Below are 15,873 nucleotides of genomic sequence, written 5' to 3'. Positions count from 1 at the left end.
CGTCGCCTTGACCGGCGGGATGTGCCAGAACGGGGCGATGCAAGAGAGCTTTGTCATATCGCCGCAGAGCGCCCTGCTGACGCCAGAGGCGCGCGGGCTCGCTGCGCTGGTCCAAGCCCTCCGGCACGGCGGCGCGCTGCATCTGTCACAGGCAGCGGGGCCGCTGGCCATGGACGGTCCGCCGATGCTGTTCTGCGAGACCTCCGGGTCCTCGGGCGCGCCCAAGGTGATCCGGCGACGGCCCGAAAGCTGGCAGCGCTCGTTCGAGGTGACCGCGGGGCTCTTTGGCCTCGGCCCCGCCGCGCGCTATGCCTGCTTTGGCGATCTTGGCCATTCGCTCACGCTCTACGCCCTGCTCGAAGCGTTTCATCTCGGCGCCGATGTGGCGGCGCTGGCCGGAATGCGGCCCCGCGCGCAGGCGCAATATCTGGCCACGGGGCGGATCAGCGTGATCTATGCGACACCGACACAGCTGCGGCTGCTGCTGCGCGGCGCCGCGACGGCGGGGATCGCGGAATTCCCCGCGCTGCGCCATATCTTCTGCGGCGGCGGCGCGCTCGACCGCGCGTTGCAGGGCCAGCTTCGGGCGCGGTTCGAGACGGCCGATCTGCGGGTTTTCTTTGGCGCCAGCGAGACCAGTTTCATCACCATGAGCGAGGCCGCCACGCCCGCCGGATCGGTCGGCCGCGCCTATCCCGGCGTTGACCTGCGGATCGATGCGCCCGCGGGCGAAACCGGCGAGATCTGGGTCGCCAGCCCCTATCTCTTCGACGGCTACGCCAGCGGCGCCGCTGCCGAAACCCGGCGCGCGGGCCACTGGCTGAGCATCGGCGAGATGGGCTATCTCGACGCGGCCGGCCATCTGTTCCTGCGCGGGCGCAGAAGCCGGATGGTCACCGTCGCCGATCACAATGTCTTTCCCGAGGAAATCGAGGCGGTGGTGGCGCAGGTGCCGGGCGTGGCGGCCTGTGCCGTGGTGCCGCGCCTCGATGCGGCGCGCGGCCACCGGATGGTCTGTTTCCTGCAAGGCCCCGCCGAAGAGGCGGCCCTGCGCGCCGCCTGCCGCGCCGCCCTGCCGCCGCAGGCCGTGCCGCAGCGCTTCATCCGCATTGATGCCCTGCCCCTCCTGCCGGCCGGCAAGCCCGACCTCGCGGCCTTGGCCAGAAGGGCCGAGGCATGAGCCACATCCTCGCCGCCCGCCGCAGCGCCGTGGCGCCGCGCAACGGCGCCTTCGCCACGCTGGAGCCGCACGACATTGCCACACCGGTGATCGACGCCCTGCTGGCTGATGCCGGCCTTGCCCCCGAGGACATAGGCGAGGTGATCCTGTCAAACGCCCTTGGCGCCGGCGGCAATCCGGCGCGCGTCACCGCCTTGGCGGCGGGCCTGCCGCAGCGCGTCGCCGGGCTCACCATCGACCGGCAATGCGCCGGCGGCCTCGACGCGCTGCTGCTCGCCTCTTCCATGGTGCAAAGCGGCCTGCATGAGGTGGTGATCGCCGGCGGCGCCGAAAGCTATTCCCGCCGCCCGCAGCGCTTGCGCAGCTTCGCCGACGGCCGCCCGCCCGAACCCTACGACCAGGCCCGCTTCACCCCCTGGCCGGAATGTGACCCCGGCATGGCAGAAGCCGCCGACCGCCTGGCACGAGACCAGGGGATCAGCCGCGAGACACAGGACACCTGGGCCATCGAAAGCCACCGCAAGGCGCTCGCCGCCACAGCTCCCGGCATCGTCGAGATCGCCGGCCTCACCAGAGATCCCTTCACCCGCGCCCTCACCTCCCGGCTCTGCGCCCGCGCACCACAGGTCCATGGCACGATCACCGCCGCCAACATGGCCGTGGCCGCCGATGCCGCGGCCTTCGTTCTGGTGGTGTCAGAGCGTGTGGCCCAGGGCCGCCAAAGCGCCGGGATCATCGCCGGCAGAACCCTCGGCGGCCCCCCGGACATGCCCGGCCTCGCCCCGGTGGCCGCCATAGAAGCTGTCCTGGAGGGCACCCCGGCTAACACGCTGATAAGCGCCGAGATCATGGAAGCCTTTGCCGTCCAGGCCATCGCCTGCCAACAGGGCGCGCAGCTCCCCCGAGAGATCGTCAACCGCGATGGCGGCGCCCTGGCCCGTGGGCATCCCATAGGCGCCAGCGGCACGATTCTCGCGGTCGACCTGTTTCACCAGCTGCGCAAGACGCCCGGCACCGGCCTCGCCGCCATCGCCTCCGCCGGCGGCCTCGGCACCGCCCTGCTTCTGCGCACCCAGGGCTGATCCAAGTCCCCTGCTCTTCTTCTCTTTGAAAATACCGCCGGGGGGTCCGGGGGGCTGGCCCCCCGGGTCTCGGGTCTCAGTCCCCCTGCGCCGGGGTGTTGATCCCCATCTTCTGGAAGTAGCGCTTGATGTTGCGCGCCGCCTGGCGGATGCGCTGCTCGTTCTCGACCATGGCGATGCGCACATAGCCCTCGCCGCGCGGGCCATAGCCGATGCCCGCCGCCACCGCGACATTGGCATTGGTCAGCAACTCCTTGGAAAACTCGAGCGATCCCATATGCGCCAGCGCCGGCGGCAGCGGCGCCCAGGCGAACATCGAGGCGGCCGGCGCAGGAATGTCCCACCCGGCGCGGGCAAAGCTTTCGACCATCACGTCGCGGCGCTTCTGATAGCGCGCGCGATTCTCGGCCACGATGTCCTGCGGCCCGTTCAGCGCGGCGCAGGCGGCGGCCTGGATCGGGGTAAAGGCGCCATAATCGAGATAGGATTTCACCCGCGTCATCGCCGCGATCAGCTTGGGGTTGCCGACGGCAAAGCCCATGCGCCAGCCGGCCATGGAATAGCTCTTCGACAGCGAGGTGAATTCCACCGCCACATCCTTGCCGCCCGGCACCTCGAGGATCGAGCGTGTCGGCTTGCCGTCATAGTAGAGCTCGGAATAGGCCAGGTCGGAGATCACATAGAGATTGTTGTCCTTGGCAAAGGCCACGAGGCGTTCGTAGAATGCCAGGTCCACCGTCTCGGCCGTGGGGTTCGACGGGTAGTTGACCACCAGCACCTTGGGCTTGGGCCGACAATCGGCGACGGCTTTCTCGAGGCTCTCGAAATAGAACTCGTCCGGTGTCGTCGGCACCGCGTGGATCGTGGCGCCGGCCATGATGAAGCCGAAGGTATGGATCGGATACGACGGATCGGGCGCCAGCACCACGTCGCCCGGCGCGGTGATCGCGGTGGCGAGCGAGGCCAGCCCCTCTTTCGAACCCATGGTCACCACCACTTCGGTCTCGGGGTCGAGTTCGACATTGAAGCGGGTGCCGTAGTAATTGGCCTGCGCCCGGCGCAGGCCGGGGATGCCCTTGGATTGGGAATAGCCGTGGGCGTCGGGCTTCGAAGCCACTTCGATTAGCTTGTCGATGACGTGCTGCGGCGGCGGAAGATCGGGGTTGCCCATGCCGAGATCGATCACATCCTCACCCTTGCGCCGCGCCGCCGCGCGCATCGCGTTGATCTCGGCGATGACATAGGGCGGCAGAAGGCTCAGGCGGTAGAATTCATCGGACATGGCAGTATTTCGGTTGTTGTAGGGATGATGCGCCATGGCTTACCCGCCGTCGCCGCCGGTTGATAGCCCGATTCAGGGCCAGAGCCGCCGGAAAAGGCGAATATTTTTCGTCAGGTCAGCGTGACCACCACCAGGGCCGCCATGCCGAGGTAAGTCAGATGGTGCAGGAACTGGTCCAGACCCAGCGCCAGCCAGAAGCGCGGATCGGCGGTGGTCAATGCCTGCCGGCGCAGCCAGCGTTCCTTGGCCCAGTCGAGATGGTAGTGCAGCACCGTCTCGGCCAGGGCGAGCCCGGCCAGAACGCCGGCCCCCACCCCGGTCAGCGCCAGAAGCCCGAAGCTCAGCGCGCCATGGATGCCGGCATGCACCAAGCCGCCGGGGTGGCCGTAGCGGCCCTTGCCGCTCAGCATGAAGGGGGTCTGCAACAGGTAGTCGCCGGCCAGATGCTTGACCTGGAAACCGAGGAGAAGGAGCAGAAGCCATTGCGCCTCGGCGCTCATGGCGCAACCGCGCGATAAAACGCCATGGTGCCCGGCATGTCGATGCCGCCGCCGGCATCGACAAAGGCGGAGAACGCCTCGCGGATCTCGCCGGCGATATGGGCCTTTTGCGCCGCACCGGGTTGTTTCAGGCGATAGAGCGTCGAAATCGGGCCGACGTAAGCCAGTGTCTGCATCAGCGCGTCCAGTCCTCCGGGATGGCGGATTGCGATGGTCTCTTGCCATCCTTCCACCTGACGATAGCCCGCCTGACGCAACAGGCCTGTTACATAGGTCACATCGGCGAAGGCCAGCGGGCCGGGCGGCGGTGTTTCGCCGAGCGGCGGGGACGGCAGCGGGCCAAGGTGCCGTTCGGCAATGCCGAGGGGCAGGGAAAACCACGGGTTGTCCCGCGCCGCCCAGCCGTTGAAGGCGATCACCCCGCCCGAGGTCAGCCGCCGGCGCAGGCGTGTCAGCGCCACTACCGGATCGGAAAAGAACATCATGCCGACATGGGCGGCGCAGATGTCAAAGCCGGCGACATCGAGCGCATCGGTCTGGATGTCGCATTTGGCAAAGGCGAGGTTGCCCCGGCCTTCGGCGCGGGCCCGCGCCAGGCGCAGCAGCGGCTCCGAGACATCGAGGCCAAGCACCCGCCCGCCGGGGGCAACCGCATGGGCCAGCGCCAGGCTGAAACTGCCGGCACCGCTGCCGATCTCGAGCACCTGGCGGCCCGGCGCCAGCGGCAGCAGCGCCGCCAGCCGCCGCATCGACTGCCCCAGAAAGAGATCGAGATCGGGCTGGTGTTCGGCCCAATCGGCGCCGGACTGGCCGTTCCAGACGTCATGCGTGGCCCGGTTGCTCACCCGGCCCGTTCCCGGATTGCCGCCAGAGCCGCGCGGGCGTCGGCAAGGTCTGCGGTGGTCATCTCTGCCGGAAACCGCGCCAGGGCCGCGGCCAGCGCCCCGGCCCGGCCCGGATTGATCCGGCTGGCCGAGACATGCGCGCGCAGGGCGCAGAACACCGAGGCCTGTTCTTCCGCCACCGCCAAGGCCTGATCGATGTGCCAGAGCCCCTCGGGCACCTGCCCGCGCTGGGCCAGCAACTCGCCATGCACCCGCAGCACCTCGGGGCGGACAAGGTTTTCCTGGCTGCGTTCGAGCGCGGCCAGAGATTTCTGGGACATTTCCCAGGCCTCGTCCGGCAGGGCGCAATCTTGCGCCAGCCCGGCGCGCAGGGTGAGATAGAGCGGTTGCAGCATGTGGCTGCCCGAGGCGTTGTAGCAGTCAAAGCCGGCGTCGATCTGGCTGCGGCCATGGTCATGATCGCCCAGCCGACAAAGCCCCCAGCCCAACAGAATCCGCCCCACCCCTTCGTGGAACGGAAACTCGAAACGTTCGGCCAGCGCGGCCGCCTCCTGCGCGGTGGGCAGCAGCCGGTCGAAATCCTGCATCAGGTGATAGGTAAAGGCCGAAAAGGTCAGCGACCGGGCGAGCGAGAACGGGTGTTCGATCCGCCGGGCGATCGAGAGCATCTCGTCACAGCAGCGCAGCGCAGCTTCGGGTTCGCCGAGATACCACAGCCCGCTGCTCAAATAGGCCATGCAGCCCAGCCCCGGATCATCGCCGTAGAGTGCGATATTGCCGGCGCCGTCGCCCTTGGCATAGCCGGCGATGGCCTCTTCCAGGTGGCCCCGCGCCGCGCGCAGGTTGCCCAGCATGAAGGCGGTGGCGCCTAGCGCGCGCCGGGCCTCGAGCGACAGCGCGGCATCGGGCGCGGCATCGCCGGTCAGCGCCATCATCTCCTGCGCCACCTTTTCGGCGGCGATGTATTGCGCGCTCATCTGGCGGTACATCCAAAGCCCGCGGCGCACGGCAAAGCGGTCGGAGGGATGCCCGACACTATCGGCCAGCGCGGCCGCCTCGGCATAAAGCGCGCCGACCGTTTCGGCGCCATACCCGTCGTGCGACGACAGCACCGGCCCCAGTGCCAACAGCATCGCCAGCCGGCGAGCGTCGCGGTCGCGCCCGGCGGGCAGCTTGTCTAGCAGGCTCAGGCCCCGGCGGAAATGCTCGATCGCCTCGCCCTGGGCCGACCGCCGCGCGGCGCGGATGCCGGCGCCCTTCCAGCGTTCCACCGCCTCGGAATAGCGCTCGGCCGCGGTCAGGTGGTTGGCCAGCACACGGTCATCCGCGGTCGGGCTGAGCGCCAGGGTATCGGCCACCGCACCGTGGATCGCGCGCCGCCGCGACTTCGGCTGCGACTGATACGCCGCCTCTTGAATGAGCGCGTGGCGAAAGATGTAGCGGGTGTCGCCGGCCTCGATCGGCTCGATCAGCGCGAGGGCTTCCAGCGTGTCCAGCAAGGCCGCCAGATCGACCGAGTCCCGGCCGGTCACCCGGGCCAGAACTCCGGGATCGAAGATCCGCCCGATGCAGCTTGCCACCTGCGCCACCGGCCGCGCATCGCCCGCCGATTCAAGCCGCGCCGCCAGCACCCCCTGCAAGGTCGCGGGGATGGTCAGCGTGGCGGCGTCACCACTGCCGTCGCCGGCGCGCTTGATCACGTCGCGGGTCAGCTCCGAAACGAACAGCGGCACCCCGTCAGAGGCCTCGACGATCCGATCGCGCACCTCCGGCGCCAGCCCGGCCGAAAGCTGCGCCACCATGCGTTCGGCCGCGCCCCGGCCCAGCCGCGACAGCTCGATCCGGCGCACCGGCCCGTGATGTGCCCAGCCCGGCGCATATTGCGGCCGCGCGCTGGCGAGGATGACCAGAGGCAGATCGGCGGCGGATTCGGCCAGATGGCCGAGCAGCTGATCGCTCAGCGGATCGGTCCAATGCATGTCTTCGAAGACCAGAACCATCGGCGCATGGGCGCAATCGGCGCGCAGGATCTGCGCGATGGCCTCGAACCAGGCCGAACGGCGCAGCTCGGCTGATTGCACCAGTGGCGCAGGATCGAGATCGAGCAGATCGCCGAGACCGCTCAGATAGACCTCGGACGGCAGCCCCTGGTGCGCTGCCAGCGCGGCAAAGCCGTCGCGCCGCTGACCGACCGGGGCATCGGGCAGCACGCCCGCCCGCTCGTAGAGCCACGCCACCATCGGGTAGAGCGTGGCATTGTCGTTGTAGGGCCAGCACTGAAGCTCGTGCCCCTGCCCGCCGCTGCTGCGGCAGGCGCGCAGGAAATGCGCACTCAGGTGGCTCTTGCCGATACCGGCCTCGCCTTCGAGCAGCACGATGCGCAGACCGGCGCCTTCGACCACCTCCTGCCACCAACCGGCAAGCCGGCTGAGCGGCCGGGCGCGGCCCTCGATCGGCGCCTCGCCGAGCCGCGCATTGCGCGCCCGGCCCGGCATCGACTGGATCGAGGCTCCGTCAAGCCGCACCACGCCGACCTCCGAGGTGAAACCCTTGACCAGATGCGGCCCCAGATCGGTCATCGCAAAGCGCGGCTCGGGCAAAAGCGCCGCCGTCGCGCTGTCGATCAGCACTTCGCCGGGAGCGGCCAGCGCCTCGAGCCGCGCGGCCAGGTTCGGTGTCTTGCCGAACACGGTATCGAGCCGGAGCGACCCGGATTCGACCTTGCGCCCGGCCAGTACCAGCCCGGTGGCCATGCCGACCCGCACCCGCAGCGGCAGGCCCGAGGGGGCCAGCAGCTTGGCCGCCGCGCCGATCAGCGCCAACGAAGCATGGGCGGCGCGCTGCGGCGCATCCTCATGGGCCTGCGGCCAGCCGAAGTAGATCAGCAGCCCGTCGCCGAGGTAATTGCCCACATGCCCGCCCCAGCGCGCCACTTCGATTCGGCAGGTTTCGACAAACCGGGCGATCAGCGCCTCGAGGTCTTCGGGATCCATCGCCGTGGCCAGCCCGGTGAAATCCACCAGATCGCAGAACAACACGGTGATCTGTCGCCGCTCGCCCGAATCCGGCCGGGCCGACGGCAGGGTCCGGGCCAGGCCGTCGCCAGCCTCGCGGAACTCTGCAATCGCCTTGAGCACCCGTTTGCGCGCGCCCAGCGGCAGGCCGATTTCGCGCAGATCAGCACCGGTCAGCGTCTCGAGAATATCGAGGCCGATTTCGTGCTCTGCAAAGCGCGCCACGTATTTTTCGAGCCCATGGCTGCGAAGCCAGTCTTCAACCTGCAATCGGACCACCTGCCGATCTCAAACGAGATTTCCAAGTAAAGGTATTTAAAGTGATATTCATCACACTTATAACTGGTTACGCCGGATAACGGTATATAGGTAAGTCGCTTTTTTAAATCGATGGTGACAAAATGGGCGGCAACAGGGGGCAGGCCCATGCACAATCGCAGGCAGATATTGGCACTTGGCGCCGGCGGCGCGGCGCTGGGCGCTGTGGCCGCCGTCGGCTGGTCGGGGGATGCGCTGGCGGGCTTTGGCCTTGGCGGGCCCGGCGATCTGGCCAATCCGGCCGAGATCCGCAGTGAGGCCGGCGTCTTGCGGGCGACCCTGCGCCCGACGCTCTCTCAGGCGCTGGTTGACGACAAACCCCGTAAATTGCGGCGCTATAACCGAGGGTTGCCCGGCCCGACGCTGCGCGTCCACCCCGGCGACGTAATGGAAATCCGGCTTGAAAACGGGCTTCCGCAGAACCCGCTTGCGTTGCCCGAGCTTGCCGATTCGCCGTTCCTGAGCGCCGCGGATCTTTGCGGTCCACAGGGTATGGGCCATGTCGCACCACATGATCTCAACACCACCAATCTTCACTTTCACGGCATGCACGTAAGCCCCAAGGGCGCCAGCGACAATGTTTTTCTCACTGTCGAGCCGGGCGGAGCATTCAACTACCGCGTGCAAATCCCCCAAAACCACCCTGTCGGTAGTTTCTGGTATCACCCGCATTGGCATGGCTCTGTCGCGGCACAGATCGGCAGTGGAATGGCGGGGCTGATTCTCGTCGAACCCGAAGATTATCTGCCCGCCGGACTGCCCGAACGGCAGATCGTGATCCAGACCGTGATCGGCAGCGACGCGGCAGCGTTTGACGACCCGAGGCAATTCATGTCGCTCGGCGCGCCGCGGATCTTCACCCTGAACGGCCAATACCGCCCCACCCTGCGGCTGCGCCAGGGCGAGCGTCAGTTCTGGCGCATGCTCCTGGCCAATGATTTCCAGTTTTGCCCACTGAATTTCAAGGCTATGGGCCTCGGGGCCATTCTGGTCGGCCGGGATGGCATACCCCTGCATGAACCGAAACCGGTGAACAGCCTGCTCCTGTCACCCGGCAACCGGTTCGATGTGGTGGTCGAGGGGCTGGCGCCCGGTCTGCATGACATGGAGCGCCAGCCCTATCGCCACGGACTTGTCGATCTTGACGCGCGGACCATCGCCCAGGTGCATGTGGAGCCCGGCGGCGCGTCCTCGGGCCTGATGCCCGCGCCGGCGGCCACTCCGCCCGACATCACCGACGCCGAGATCAGCCGCAAGCGGCGGGTGGTTCTGGGCGAGCGCAAGGATCCGCGCGCCATCTTCGATACCGCCTTCACCATCGACGGCCAGTCCTATGACCCCGACACTTGGCACCTGACCCCGAAACTGGACACCGCCGAGGAATGGACCTTCGTCAACACCACCGCCTATCCGCATCCGATGCACATCCACATCAACCCGTTCCAGGTGGTGGCAATCAACGGGAAGCCGGTGGCAGAGCGGCCCTGGCATGACACCTTCGTGGTGCCGGCGGCCGGGACACTGACGATCCGGTCACGGTTCGAGGATTTCGACGGCGATTTCGTCACCCATTGCCACATCCTGCCGCATGAGGACGCGGGCATGATGATGAATGTAAGGATTTTGCCATGAGCCTTCCGCGCCCGACCCTGCCGGCCCTCGCCCTTGTCGTGCTTGGCGCCTCGCCGGCGCTTGCCGCGCCCCAAGTCGATGCCCAGACCTGCCTGAGCTGTCATTCCGTCGACGGCGTTGCCCAAATCGATCACATCCCGATCATCCACGGCCAGTCGCAGACCTATTTGCGCAACGCCCTGCACGCCTACAAATCCGGTCAGCGCAGCGGCGGCACGGCGGATGTGATGCAGGCCATCGCGCAACAGCTCTCGGATGCCGAGATCGACCGATTGGCCGAGTTCTTCGGCACCGAAGCCTCGGTGGTCAGCGCCGCGCCGGTGACGCATCTGGTCAAGGCCTCGGCCGAGGGCGCCGACGACCGCCTTGTCTACCTCACCACCGAAGAGGGCGGCGCCCGTGTGGTGCAGAGCCGGTTCAACCACGATTATTTCCGCGTGGCGCCCTATCTGGAGAGCGAGAAATTCCTGACTTTCTGTTCGATCGCCAGCATGGCGGCGGTGCTCAATTCCTACGAGGACGCGGTGCAGCGGCCCATCGATCCCAAGCGCTATCCCTACCCCTATTTCACCCAGGAAAACCTGTTCAACGCGGCCAACCAACAGGTCAAGAGCTTTGAAGGCGTGGTGACCGACGGGCTGACGCTCGACGAGATCGGCCAGTACCTGACCCATCTTGATGTGCAGCCGACCACGGTCTTTGCCGATGAAAATGACGAGGCGCAGATGCGCAGCGTCATCCTCGACGGCCTGTCGGACCCGAACAGCCGGGTGATCCTGAACTACAATCGCGGCATCGTCGGCCAGGATGGCGAGGGCCATGTCTCGCCCATTGCCGCCTATCACGAACCAAGCGATTCGGTGCTGGTTCTCGACGTGGCGGGGTACAAGTATCCGCCGGCCTGGATTCCGATGCCGCTGCTCTACAAGGCAATGCTCGACAAGGATAGCGCCTCGAACCGCTCGCGCGGGCTGGCGCTTGTGAGGACTTTCTGATGCAGCGCCTGGCCCGCCGCGACGTGATCCGCATCCTTGGCGCCGCCATGGCGCTGGCCCCGGCCGGCGCCAGGGCGCGGCTGGGGGTCGAGGACGATCTGGCGGTGTTTCGCGAAATCATCCGCGCCATCGGCGGCACGACCTATATGCCGCCGCTGCTGCTCGAGGCCTGCGAGACCGAGTTCGCCCGCGCCTTTGGCACCGAGGCGATATTCGGCCTGGTGGCGCTGGCGCGGCGGCGCCCCGATCTCGAGGCGATGAGCCAGGCGGCCAGCCTGCGCGCCGGCGACCAGATGCGCTGGATCGCCACCTTTCTCTTTACCGGCGAGGTCGATGGCAAGGTGACGTACTACGACTATTGCCTCGGCTGGCAGGCGCTGACATTCGCCACCGCGCCGGGGCTTTGTGGCGGGCCCTTCGGCCATTGGCAGGAGCCCGAGCGATGACGACGCCCGTGCCGGAAACCGTCGATGTTCTGGTGGTGGGCGCCGGCATGGCCGGGTCGCATCTGGCGCTGGAACTGGCACAGGCCGGGCGGCAGGTCACGGTGCTCGAGGCCGGGCCGAAAAAGCCGCGTCATGACTGGATGTCGATCTTCACCAGAAACCCGGTCAAGGGCCCGCAGGCGCCTTATCCGTCGAACCCCTGGGCGCCGCATCCCGAGGATGGCGGCTATGCCGGCTTCTATGACCAGGCCGGGCCGATGGAGTTTGTCGGCGCCTACCTGCGGATCTACGGCGGCTCGACCTGGCATTGGACCGGCTTTGCCGACCGGCTGCGCCCGGCCGATTTCCGCATGAAGAGCACCTATGGCGTCGGCCTCGACTGGCCGGTCGGCTACGAGGAGCTGACACCCTATTACGCCCGCGCCGAGAAGATCTGGGGGGTCGCCGGCAGCATGGAACACACCTGGGGCGCCCCCCGGAGCGAGCCCTATCCGATGCCGCCGATCCCGGCCTCCTACATGGACAGCCGCGTCGATATCGCGCTGAAACAAATGGGCCTGCATTCCGGCATCTTCAGCCACGCCCGCAACTCGGTGCAATTCGACGGTCGCCCGCCCTGCTGCGGCAACAACACCTGCGTGCCGATCTGTCCTGTCGGCGCCAAGCTCGACGGCTCGGTGATCGCCGACAAGGCCGAGGCGGCAGGGGCGCAGATCATCACCGAGGCGGTGGTGACGATGATCCACGTCGCGCCCGACGGTCGCGTCAGCGGCGTCGACGTGCGCCGCCCCGACGGCAGCGAAGCCCGCGTCACCGCCAATGTCTATGCGCTCTGCTGCCATGCGATCGAGAACCCTCGGCTGCTGCTGATGTCGGCGCAGGAAAACGCGCCCAGGGGCGTGGCCAACGGCTCTGACGCGGTGGGGCGCTATCTGATCACCCAGGCCAACCAGGACACCAAGGGCGTGACCCGCGACCCGGTCTTTCCCTATCGCGGGCCGCAACAGACCTCGGGGCTGATAGAGCTGCGCGACGGCGATTTCCGGTCGTCACATGCGGCCATCGGCACCAGTTTCATGAACTCCGGCCATTCCGGCAATTCCGACGGCACCGATGTGGCACGGGAGCTGATCCGCAAGGGATACATGGGCCAGGCGCTGGTCCGCGAACTCAATCGCATCGTGTCGCGGCATTTGCGGCTCAATTCCAGCGGCGAGATCCTGCCCGACCCCGAAAACCGGCTGACGCTCTCGGACGAGGTTGACAGCGCCGGCCTGCCGAAGGCGCGCATTGCCTACAACATCGATGCGTACACCCGCGCCGGCATGGAAATTTCCCGGAAGATCAACACCGAGGTGCTGCAACGGCTGGGTTCGTCCGAGATCACCTCGAACGAGGTGTATCTTTCGAACGCGATCATCGGCGGCACGGCGCGCATGGGCGACGATCCGAAGACCTCGGTGGTCACCGCGCATCAGCAGGCGCACCAGCACCCCAATCTCTACATCCTGGGGTCGTCGGCGCATGTGACCATGCCGGTCAACGCCCCGACGCTGACCATCGCCGCGCTGGCGATGCGCACGGCAGAGCATATTCTGGGATAGGTTCAGACGCTGGAGTTCAACATGCCCGAGCCGAGGAAATACTGCGAGGCGATCGGGCGATAGGCGGCGCCCAGCACGCGGGCATTGGCGCCGACCTCGCCCTCGGCGAACTCCGGCCGGTAAAGGCCGATGGTCTCGATGTCCTGTGCCAGGGCGGCCACGCGCCGGACCAGCCGGGCGCGCACCGCCGCCGGAAAGGCTCCGTCGATCAGCACCGCCTCGAAGTCGATCACCGCGCAGCAGGACAGCGCCGCCATCGCCAGCTCCTGCGCCGCCATCTCGATCCAGGGGCCGAGCTGATGTTCGAAATCGGCCCAGTCGGCGCCCTGGGTCCAGAGCAGGCTGGGGTCGCCGCCGGCCTCGCGGATCGCGGCCTCGAGCCAGAAGATCGACGCCCGGTCCATCAGCTGCGCCGGCCGGCCCTTGGCATCGCGGGTGATCAGCGACCCGAGCGCGCCGGCGTTTTCCCGGTGGCCCTCGAAGACCGCGCCGTTCATCACCACCCCACCGCCGGCAAAGGCGCCGATGAAGAAATAGGCGTAATCGCGGAACTTTCGACCCTGGCCAAAGGTGTTCTCGGCATAACAGGCCGAGGTGGCATCATTGACCAGCGAAATCGGCAGCTCGGTGAAAGCCGCCATTTCCTTGACGATGTCCCGACCATGCCAGGAGTCGTAAGAGCGGTCGTCGGCGCCGATGATCTCGTGCCGTTTCCAGAGCTCGAACGGCGCCGCGATGCCGATGCCACAGATCAGCGCGCGCTGCTCCGGCGCAAGATCGGCCGACATCGCGGCGATCCCGTCCTGAAGAAAGGCAAGCAAGGCATCCGGGTCGGGGAAATGATACTGCACCTGGGTCTGCGCCCGCACCGCGCCCATCAGATCCATCAACGCCAGGTCGGCCGAGCGGCGGCCGATCTTGAGCCCGAAGGAAAAGCTGCCGGCGGGATTGAGCGCCATCGGAATGCGCGGCTTGCCGACCCGGCCGCGCTGCGGCGCGCCTTTGATCAGCAGCCCATCCGCCTCGAGCGAGCGCAGGATCACCGACACTGTCTGCGCCGAGAGGTTGGATTGCCGCGCCATGTCGCTGCCCGGCATCGGCCCCAGACGCTGGATCATCGACAGCAACAGCCGTTCATTATAGTCGCGTACACCGCTCTGGTTCACACCACTGCTGAAGCTTCGACTGTTTTCCTGCGTCATGAATCACCCCTCCCAACTCTCTAAACTTTACACGCGTCAATTAATAAATCAAAATGATTTATTAATTGACGCTGCGTCGCGAATCAGGTTGTATTGCCTTGTTCTCGCTCAGCATGGGCGAGACGGGAGGGCCGGTCCAGTGACCGGCACGAGATTATGTCTTTGGGAGGACACCATGAAAAAGCTTCTTCTCGGTACTGCCGTGACCTGCGCCGGATTTGCCGGTGCGGCCCAGGCGGGCAGCCATTCGGTTTCGGCCTGCCTGATCACCAAAACCGACACCAACCCGTTTTTCGTCAAGATGCGCGAAGGCGCGACCGCCAAGGCGGAAGAGCTCGGCGTCGCGCTGAACTCTTATGCTGGCAAGGTCGATGGCGACAACGAAACCCAGGTTCAGGCGGTCGAAACCTGCATCGCCAATGGCGCCAAGGGCATTCTGATCACCGCCTCCGACACCTCGGGCATCGTGCCCTCGCTGGAGCAGGCCCGCAACGCCGGGCTGCTGGTGATCGCGCTCGACACGCCGCTCGATCCGATCGACGCCGCCGACATGACCTTTGCCACCGACAATTTTCTCGCCGGTGAGCTGATCGGCCAATGGGCCGCAGCCAAGCTGGGCGACGAGGCGGCCAATGCCCGCATCGCCATGCTCGACCTCGCCATCAGCCAGCCCACCGTCGGCGTACTGCGCGACCAGGGCTTCCTTCAGGGCTTCGGCATCGAACTGGGCGACCCCAACAAATGGGGAGACGAAGAGGATGACCGCATCGTCGGCCACGACGTGACCCAGGGCAACGAGGAAGGCGGCCGCCGCGCGATGGAGAACCTGTTGGCCACCGATCCAATGATCAACGTGGTCTACACGATCAACGAACCCGCCGCCGCCGGCGCCTATGAGGCGCTGAAGGCCATCGGCCGCGAGAACGACGTGCTGATCGTCTCGGTCGACGGCGGCTGCCCCGGCGTCGACAATATCGAGGCCGGCGTGATCGGCGCCACCTCGCAGCAGTACCCGCTGAAGATGGCGTCGCTGGGCATCGAGGCAATTGCCGCATGGGCCAAGGACGGCACCAAGCCGGAAGCCTCCGAGGGCAAGGACTTCTTCGATACCGGCGTGGCGCTTGTCACCGATCAGCCGGTCGAAGGCGTCGAGTCGATCTCGGTGGCGGAAGGCAAGGACCTCTGCTGGGGCTGAGACAAACGGCCGGGCCGTCTCTGGGCGGTCCGGCCCCACTCCGCAGCCCGCTCTCTGGGCCTGATCCGGGTGCCTGCCCCGGGATCTGATCCGGGTGCCTGCCCCGGGATCTGATCCGGGCGCCTGCCCCGGGATCTGATCCGGGGCCTGGGGTTGGCCAGGAGGTCCCGGATCAGGTCCGGGACGCGGAGGGCGTCAAGCCAGGACCGGAGCCGTTGCAGGCGCGGTGATTGACGGAACGCCCCGACGACACGCAAGCTGAAACATCGCCGGGCGCGGGCCACCTGCCTGCCCCGTTCCCATTCCTGAACGCCGGGCGGCGTTCGCACTCACATTCCGGGAGGCACCCATGTCCAACGCGGACAATTACGAATCGGCCACCGAGGGAGCGTCGGGCGACGTAGCTTCCTTCGACGCGCCGCACAAGGGCTTCGTGGGCCGGTTCCACGACCTGCTGCATTCCACCCCCGCGCTCGTTCCGCTGATCGTGCTGCTCGCGGCGCTCGTGATCTTTGGCCTTGTGCTGGGCAACAAGTTCTTCTCGCCCTTCGCCATGACGCTGATCCTGCAACAGGTGC

Annotated in this window: 12 protein-coding genes and 1 pseudogene; 8 read left to right on the top strand and 5 right to left on the bottom strand. The window is 67.1% G+C overall.

What is annotated here, in order from left to right; all coding sequences use genetic code 11:
* Positions 1–37: 37 nt before the first annotated feature.
* Positions 38–1,180, top strand: coding sequence for an AMP-binding protein (locus tag PVW49_RS21940; protein ID WP_274591584.1), 1,143 nt, complete (start codon positions 38–40; stop codon positions 1,178–1,180).
* Positions 1,177–2,262, top strand: coding sequence for a thiolase family protein (locus tag PVW49_RS21935; RefSeq protein ID WP_274591583.1), 1,086 nt, complete (start codon positions 1,177–1,179; stop codon positions 2,260–2,262). The genes PVW49_RS21940 and PVW49_RS21935 overlap by 4 nt, the downstream gene beginning before the upstream one ends.
* Before the next feature lie 76 nt (positions 2,263–2,338).
* On the opposite strand, the gene PVW49_RS21930 is transcribed toward PVW49_RS21935, so the two are convergent.
* From PVW49_RS21930 to PVW49_RS21915, 4 genes are all read right to left on the bottom strand, one after another.
* Positions 2,339–3,544, bottom strand: a complete 1,206-nt coding sequence (locus PVW49_RS21930) for an LL-diaminopimelate aminotransferase (protein ID WP_048533978.1) — start codon at positions 3,542–3,544, stop codon at positions 2,339–2,341.
* Between the two features lie 110 nt (positions 3,545–3,654).
* Positions 3,655–4,044 (bottom strand): DUF3307 domain-containing protein, encoded by a 390-nt coding sequence (locus tag PVW49_RS21925; protein WP_074839594.1) that lies wholly within the window; start codon positions 4,042–4,044, stop codon positions 3,655–3,657.
* The gene (locus PVW49_RS21920) at positions 4,041–4,889 is read right to left on the bottom strand and encodes a class I SAM-dependent methyltransferase (RefSeq protein ID WP_274591582.1); all 849 of its coding nucleotides are present in this window, start codon (positions 4,887–4,889) and stop codon (positions 4,041–4,043) included. Before PVW49_RS21920 ends, PVW49_RS21925 begins: the two co-directional genes overlap by 4 nt.
* Positions 4,886–8,173, bottom strand: coding sequence for an adenylate/guanylate cyclase domain-containing protein (locus tag PVW49_RS21915; protein ID WP_274591581.1), 3,288 nt, complete (start codon positions 8,171–8,173; stop codon positions 4,886–4,888). Before PVW49_RS21915 ends, PVW49_RS21920 begins: the two co-directional genes overlap by 4 nt.
* A 156-nt stretch (positions 8,174–8,329) precedes the next feature.
* Here PVW49_RS21915 and PVW49_RS21910 point away from each other — a divergent pair, with 156 nt between their 5' ends.
* The 4 genes from PVW49_RS21910 to PVW49_RS21895 are packed head-to-tail and all read left to right on the top strand — an operon-like array spanning position 8,330 to position 12,898.
* Positions 8,330–9,853: a multicopper oxidase family protein gene (locus PVW49_RS21910; protein WP_074839587.1), complete on the top strand. Its 1,524-nt coding sequence runs from the start codon at positions 8,330–8,332 to the stop codon at positions 9,851–9,853.
* A complete protein-coding gene (locus tag PVW49_RS21905) occupies positions 9,850–10,848 on the top strand; it encodes a phytochelatin synthase family protein (RefSeq protein ID WP_083416168.1) in 999 nt (332 codons plus the stop codon). Before PVW49_RS21910 ends, PVW49_RS21905 begins: the two co-directional genes overlap by 4 nt.
* Positions 10,848–11,294, top strand: coding sequence for a hypothetical protein (locus tag PVW49_RS21900; RefSeq protein ID WP_274591580.1), 447 nt, complete (start codon positions 10,848–10,850; stop codon positions 11,292–11,294). The genes PVW49_RS21905 and PVW49_RS21900 overlap by 1 nt, the downstream gene beginning before the upstream one ends.
* Positions 11,291–12,898, top strand: a complete 1,608-nt coding sequence (locus PVW49_RS21895; RefSeq protein WP_274591579.1) for a GMC family oxidoreductase — start codon at positions 11,291–11,293, stop codon at positions 12,896–12,898. The genes PVW49_RS21900 and PVW49_RS21895 overlap by 4 nt, the downstream gene beginning before the upstream one ends.
* Before the next feature lie 2 nt (positions 12,899–12,900).
* Here PVW49_RS21895 and PVW49_RS21890 read toward each other — a convergent pair whose 3' ends face one another.
* Positions 12,901–14,100, bottom strand: a complete 1,200-nt coding sequence (locus tag PVW49_RS21890; protein ID WP_048533018.1) for an ROK family transcriptional regulator — start codon at positions 14,098–14,100, stop codon at positions 12,901–12,903.
* A 175-nt stretch (positions 14,101–14,275) separates the two neighbouring features.
* Between PVW49_RS21890 and PVW49_RS21885 the strand changes: the two genes are divergently transcribed.
* The gene (locus PVW49_RS21885; protein WP_074839582.1) at positions 14,276–15,295 is read left to right on the top strand and encodes a sugar ABC transporter substrate-binding protein; all 1,020 of its coding nucleotides are present in this window, start codon (positions 14,276–14,278) and stop codon (positions 15,293–15,295) included.
* Between the two features lie 349 nt (positions 15,296–15,644).
* Positions 15,645–15,873 (top strand): annotated as a pseudogene (locus PVW49_RS21880) (ABC transporter permease); the annotation flags it as partial.

The organism is Marinovum sp. PR37 (assembly GCF_028807375.1).
GTDB lineage: Bacteria > Pseudomonadota > Alphaproteobacteria > Rhodobacterales > Rhodobacteraceae > Marinovum > Marinovum algicola.
Note: the sequence above shows the minus strand (reverse complement) of the source record. Positions and strands in the feature narration are given on the sequence as shown.